Here is a 926-nt window from a genome sequence, read left to right as displayed (position 1 = left end):
GGAGAGCGTTTAGCTCACTTCCCGGGCCTTTCGCTCGAAGGCGATGGGGCTTTGGAAGCCGAGCGATGAATGTCGCCTGACGGGGTTATAGAATCCGTCGATGTATCTGGCGATAGCGTTTTCGGCCTGCTGGCGGGATTGCCATGCGACCGGCCAGATCAGCTCTGACTTGATGGTTTTAAAGAACGTGAGGAGGATCAGAAAACAGTCCAGTGGACTGTTTTCCCGACGCAAGACCATCGAGTTGTCGTAGCAGTTCCCGCGTCCGCTCATCCGTTGCCGGCAGGCGATTGCTTGCAATCGCCGAGAGGGAGATCAGGATGCCGCGTTTGCGGAGCAGCGCCTGATAGTCGACAGAGCAGTATTGCGATCCGCGGTCGGAATGGTGGACCAGACCGGGCGCAGGGTTGCGAGCCACCAGAGCACGGCGCAGGGCTTCGACCGCGAGATCGCGCTTCAGGAGGTCACTCGTGGCCCAACCGACGTCGAGCCATGGTGCGCCACTGGTTCAAGCACCATGGCGAGGGCCGAGAGAAGAGGTCCAGCACGACGGTGAGGGAGAGCCAGCCCTCTGCCGTCCAGATGTAGGAGATGTCTGCTCCCCACTTCCGGTCCGGACCATCTGCCGCGAAGTCCTGCGCGATTAGGTTGGGCGCGACCAGCCAGGCTTGTTCGCTGTCCGTCGTGCGCTTGAACCGGCGCTTCGGCCGCGCGATCAGGTGGTTCTCGCGCATCAGGCGTGCCGTGCGATGCCGCTCGATCTCGTGGCCCTCGTCGACGAGGTCGCGGTGCATGCGCGGACTGCCATAGGTCCCGTTCGACAGCGCGAAGGCCGTCCGGATATGCGCCAGATAGACCATGTCCTGCTGCTGGCGGCGACAAGCCGGGCGTTCCTGCCAAGCGAAGAAGCCGCTCTGGCTGACCCC

General features: G+C 63.0%; 1 pseudogene. It reads right to left on the bottom strand.

What is annotated here, in order from left to right:
• Positions 1-9 precede the first annotated feature (9 nt).
• Positions 10-926 (bottom strand): annotated as a pseudogene (locus CUR21_RS18970) (IS3 family transposase); the annotation flags it as partial.

The organism is Pseudorhodobacter sp. MZDSW-24AT (assembly GCF_002794355.1).
Lineage (GTDB): Bacteria > Pseudomonadota > Alphaproteobacteria > Rhodobacterales > Rhodobacteraceae > Pseudotabrizicola.
Note: the sequence above shows the minus strand (reverse complement) of the source record. Positions and strands in the feature narration are given on the sequence as shown.